This is a genomic window from Acidithiobacillus sp. TH-A36 (genome assembly GCF_057473445.1).
Genome location: NZ_JBYCKP010000025.1, coordinates 1 through 5,149 on the forward strand (window position 1 = coordinate 1; position 5,149 = coordinate 5,149).

Below are 5,149 nucleotides of genomic sequence, written 5' to 3' on the forward strand. Positions count from 1 at the left end.
CTGATCACCCGCTCCTGAATGGCACGCAGCAACTTGACCTGCATCAACATGGGCAACTCAGCAATTTCGTCCAGAAAAAGCGTGCCTCCGTTAGCCGTCTGGAAAAGCCCCTGGCGGGACTGGGTTGCACCAGAATAGGCGCCCTTTTCGGCACCAAATAATTCGCTCTCAATCAGCCCTTCCGGAATAGCCCCACAATTCACCGCCACAAAAGGCTTGTCATGACGCAGGCTGGAATCATGAATAGCCCTGGCAGCCAGCTCCTTGCCGGTTCCCGATTCGCCCGTAATATGAACAGGCGCATTACTACGGGCCAGTTTGCGAATATCTGCTCTTAATTGCTGCATTACGAAAGACTGACCGATCAGCCGGTTCGTCGCATCCTGCTCCACGCCCCGGGGATGATTCAGCTTGAGCGCCTGGGTCACCAACTGGCGCAGGCGCGCCAACTCAATGGGCTTGGACATATAGTCAAAAGCCCCTGCCTGCATGGCCTCTACAGCGCCATCCGCTGATGAATAAGCCGTAATGACGGCCACTGGAATGTGTGGATAGGCATTGTGCAAATGTCGCACCAGATCAATGCCTGAACCATCTGGCAAGCGTAAATCGCTCAGCACCAGAGAGGGGAGATCATGGGAGAGATGGACATGCGCTTCTGCCAGAGAACCTGCGCCAGACACCTGCAGCCCCATACCCTGCAAAGTAATCTGTAACAATTCAACAATACTGGGCTCGTCATCCACTACCAACGCCAAGGGGCCAGGTCGATTCGCCATTATGCCACCTCCTCATGGGGGTCCCAACAGGGCAGCAATATTTTGAATACGGCACCACGATCAGGGTGATTCTCACAAATTACCTGTCCACTATTCATTTGGATCAACTCGCGCACCATTGGTAAACCCAATCCGGTACCCCGAGAGTTGGTCGTAAAAAAAGGCTCAAAAATACGTTCCATGACTTCCGGTCGGATACCGGAGCCGAAATCTCTTAACGTCAGCATAATTTGTTCTTTTCCATAACGCTCTGCACTGATTTCTACCCGCACCAGCCCATCTTCGTCAACGGCATACTGGGCTGTGTTATGCAGCAAATTCCAGACAACCTGACGCAATTGTGCAGGATCCGCGTAGATCAGCAAGCTCATCGAGATATCCTGAACCAGCACATGCATGTCCGCCAACTGCGGATCGGTCTGAAGCTGGGCAATCAATTTTGGCAACCAGCTGGATAAGGCGATGGGCTCCAGATGGGCGGGTCCCGGTCGCGCCATTTCCAGCACCGATTCGACAATGGCATTAATACGCACCGTTTCCCTTTCCAAGATTTCGAACAAATGGCGAGAACTGGCATTTTCCATGCTTTCATCCAGAAGATTGGCTGCGTGACGGATGACACTGAGCGGATTACGGATTTCGTGGGCAATATTCGCGGCCAGACGCCCCAATGCGGCGAGTTGCGCCTCGCGCTCCATTGCCCGCAAAACAGAAGCATCTCTTAACAGCAGCAGACGGAAGGGACTTCCCGGAAGCGCAATTTTTCGCACCATCAGCGACTGCGTCTGGTCCTTTAAAGCCGGATCACCTGAACCCAAAGGAACCAGGACTTCATTGTCGTCACCCTGATTTTTAATCAACATTGCGGCCAGACGCGCCTGTACCAGATCTATGGCAACGGGTACATTTCCCCAAAACCGATAACCAGAGAGTTTGCGTGCAATCGGATTACTCAGGATAACCCGGTTATACTGATCCAGGACCAACACGCCTACATCCATCTGCTGAACGATTTCCTGATTAAGCACATTCAGGTTGAACAGCTCCTGGTCACGTTGTATGGCTAAACGATTACCGCGATCCAGACTCCGCACCAGGCTATCCGCCAGAACGGCTACCGCAATCAGTGCCAGAATATAAATAAATAACTGGCCAAAAAGTGGATGCACGCTTGCCATGCCACCCTGCAAAGATTCAATCACCAGAAGCAGCAGCAATACCCAGACAAATAAAAACGCGCCCTTACCCCGCAACAAACTGGCTACTGACACCAACAGCAGAAAAGGGAGAATACTGAAAGGACCGTTTATTCCACCGCCATAATGCAGCAGCAGCAATACCAGAACAGTGTCCACTAATACTTGCGACCAAAGATGCCAGCGCGCCTGGCCGGGGAATCTCATCAGCAGGAGCAAGAGATAAAGCAGGCTCATCCCGGCAGCGACGAGAGTTACGACACTCAGCGGATGATTGCGCGCACCTATATCCAGGAAATTTTTACTGACTGGTAACTGCACCAATATGGCAATTGCAGAGGCAATCAACAGGCGATAAGCCGAAACGCCCCACAGACGCCGCCAGGATCCGTCCTGCTGGATGGACTCAGATACCATGAATTTGAATTTTGTGGTGCTGCATCAGTTATTCATTGCAGATTGGTGACTCTCAATACTTCTTCCAGACTGGTTATGCCTTCCTTGATTCTGCGTAGACCATTCTGGCGCATGGTGAGCACCCCCTCACTGGCTGCCTGCCGTGCCAGATCCATAGCGGTGCCACCCCGCATGATGATTTCGCGCATTGTTTCACTGACTGGCATGACCTGATAGAGCCCCGTACGCCCTTTATAGCCCGTTTTATTACATTCATCACAACCCGTAGGACCCATGGGGCGCCAGCCTTGCAGATCATCCGCAGCAAATCCGGCTTCCACAAGCGCCTGATCGGGGATGCGAACCGGCTTTTTGCAATGCATACACAGCTTGCGGGCCAGCCGTTGAGCCATGACCAGATGCACCCCACCAGCAATGTTGTAAGTAGGAATACCCATATTCTCCAGGCGAGTCAGGCTCTGAGGTGCATCATTGGTATGGAGGGTGGCCAGCACCAAATGTCCGGTCTGGGCTGCCTTGATCGCAGTTTCTGCGGTTTCCAGATCACGCACCTCACCGACCATGATAATATCAGGATCCTGACGTAAAAATGAACGCAGGGCAGCGGCAAAATTCAAGCCGATCCGCTCATTGATATTCACCTGATTGATACCATACACCGGAATTTCTACCGGATCTTCCGCCGTACTGATATTGCAGTCACCAGTATTGAGAATGTTCAATGCGGTGTATAAAGTCGTGGTTTTACCAGAGCCTGTAGGTCCTGTTACCAGAATCATGCCATAGGGGCGGTGAATAGCCTCCTCAAAGGCTTTGCGTTGTTCAGGTAAAAAACCCAGTTGTTCGATGGGTACCCTGGAACTGGCAGGATCCAGAAGACGCAGGACAATGGTTTCCCCGAAACTGGTTGGCAAGAAAGACACGCGAAAATCAATGACCCGAGCAGGAGGCACGCGCACCCGTAAGCGTCCATCCTGAGGCAAACGCCGCTCCGAAATATCCAGACGACAAAGAATCTTCAGCCGCGACGTAACCCCATCCCGCATAGCCAATGGTGGATGCAAAGCGTCCTGCAACACCCCATCCAGGCGGTAACGCACCCGGAAATCCTTTTCATAGGGTTCCAGATGAATATCCGATACGCCACGCTGAATTGCGTCCAAAAGCAGTTGCTGCACAAAACGCACCACCGGTGCATCCTCCACAGTTCCGTCGCCATCCTTGGATAAATCAAATTCTTCCTGGGCACCATCCGCATCAACATCTGGTGACTTTTCAAGGAATACATCATCAATTCCTGTTCCGGCATTATTGGCCAGGTGTACCGCGCGCATCAGCTTGTTGGCTTCCACGAGTATCGGCACAACCTGCAAACCAGTATTGAACTTGATATCTTCAACAGCTTTGAAGTCGGTCGGATCTGCCATCGCCAGATAGAGAGTCTCGCCACGCTTGGATAGGGGCAGAACGAAATAACGGCTCATCAGGTTTTTATCAATCCGGCGCACCAACAGGTCATCAATCATGACCGCATCCAGGTCAAGCATCGGCATATTGTAGCGCTGCGATAGGTGTGCCATCAGCGCTGGCGCAGAAACAGCACCTTTTTCTACCGCATAAAACAGCAATGGTTTTTTCCCCCGCCCGGGATCACTGGCAAGAGAGACCAATTGCGCCTCATTACCCAGCCCATTACTGACCAGTGCCCGCAATACGGGCGTTAAAGCAATTTGTTCCGGGTTTGCAGCCATCGACGTAATGTATCCTCCACAGCTTGGGTTTGCGGCAAAACACCCGTCCAGACCCGGAAGCTTTCAGCTCCCTGTTCCACCAGCATACCCAGTCCGTCAATTGCACATCGCCCATATTGTCGAGCTACGCGTAACAATGGGGTTTCCAAGGGGTTATAGACGACATCGTACACATTGCCATGATTTGGCAACAATTCCAGATTCAGTTCCGGATGACCTTCCCCATGCAAACCCAAGGCGCTGGTATTCACCAGTAACAGTGTCTGCGGCAAAATCCGGGCAATGCGTTGCCGTTCCAGTGGAAGAGGATGCAAGGGGAATTGGGGAAATTCAGCCACCAGTTTTTCGGCGCGTTCGGCATGGCGGTTGGCCACATAAATAGCGGGGCAGCCAGCCGTTCCCAAGGCATAAATAATGGCCCGGGCTGCCCCACCCGCCCCAATTACCAGAACGGGGCCAGAGCGCCAACTGTCCCCCGCATGACGCTCCAAAGCCCGCTGAAATCCAACGGCATCGGTATTGTCTCCCATAAAACGGCCCGCTCTATAATGCACCGTATTCACTGCACCAATCTGCTCTGCGGCTGGACTAAGTTCGTCCATCAGAATCTTTGTGGATTCTTTATGCGGCACCGTGACATTGAATCCCAATACACCAGCTGCCGCCAATCCTTTGAGCGCTTTGGGCAAGTCAGCAGCCATCACGGGAAACGGTACATACACCATGTCGATCCCCAGTTGTTGCGCAAACAGCCGATGCATCCAGGGGGACAAACTGTGTTTTACCGGGTCACCAATGATTCCGTAGACGGCAGTTTCTCCGCTGGGATGCCATGTTTCTACTGCTGTTACCAAAATCTGCTCCTCATGAACCCAATGCTGCGGCACTTAAATTAATCACAAATCTAAAAAACGGCAGAGGGTCGGGAGGCTTTGCCGCGACTTTGTCCCGCGCCGTTGTTGTTCTTGGCGAAATCCTGCGCCCATCAGGAGAGCTGTTTGAGCCC

General features: G+C 52.5%; 4 protein-coding genes. All 4 read right to left on the bottom strand.

The window, feature by feature from the left end:
• On the bottom strand, positions 1–779 hold a 779-nt coding region (locus AC2VLY_RS00610), incomplete at its 3' end, for a sigma-54-dependent transcriptional regulator (RefSeq protein WP_486892203.1).
• Positions 779–2,392 carry a two-component system sensor histidine kinase NtrB gene (locus AC2VLY_RS00615; protein WP_486892202.1) on the bottom strand — a complete coding sequence of 538 codons (1,614 nt, stop codon included), beginning with the start codon at positions 2,390–2,392 and terminating at the stop codon, positions 779–781. The genes AC2VLY_RS00610 and AC2VLY_RS00615, both read right to left, overlap by 1 nt.
• Before the next feature lie 32 nt (positions 2,393–2,424).
• Entirely contained in the window at positions 2,425–4,143 is a 1,719-nt protein-coding gene (pilB, locus tag AC2VLY_RS00620) for a type IV-A pilus assembly ATPase PilB (protein ID WP_486921590.1), read from the bottom strand.
• Entirely contained in the window at positions 4,113–4,997 is an 885-nt protein-coding gene (locus tag AC2VLY_RS00625; protein WP_486892200.1) for a shikimate dehydrogenase, read from the bottom strand. Before AC2VLY_RS00625 ends, pilB begins: the two co-directional genes overlap by 31 nt.
• Positions 4,998–5,149 lie beyond the last annotated feature (152 nt).

Bases quoted from the DNA above. Each gene is read 5' to 3' on its own strand.
- AC2VLY_RS00615 (WP_486892202.1), bottom strand. From the start codon at position 2,392: ATGGTATCTGAGTCCATCCAGCAGGACGGATCCTGGCGGCGTCTGTGG.
- pilB (WP_486921590.1), bottom strand. From the start codon at position 4,143: ATGGCTGCAAACCCGGAACAAATTGCTTTAACGCCCGTATTGCGGGCA.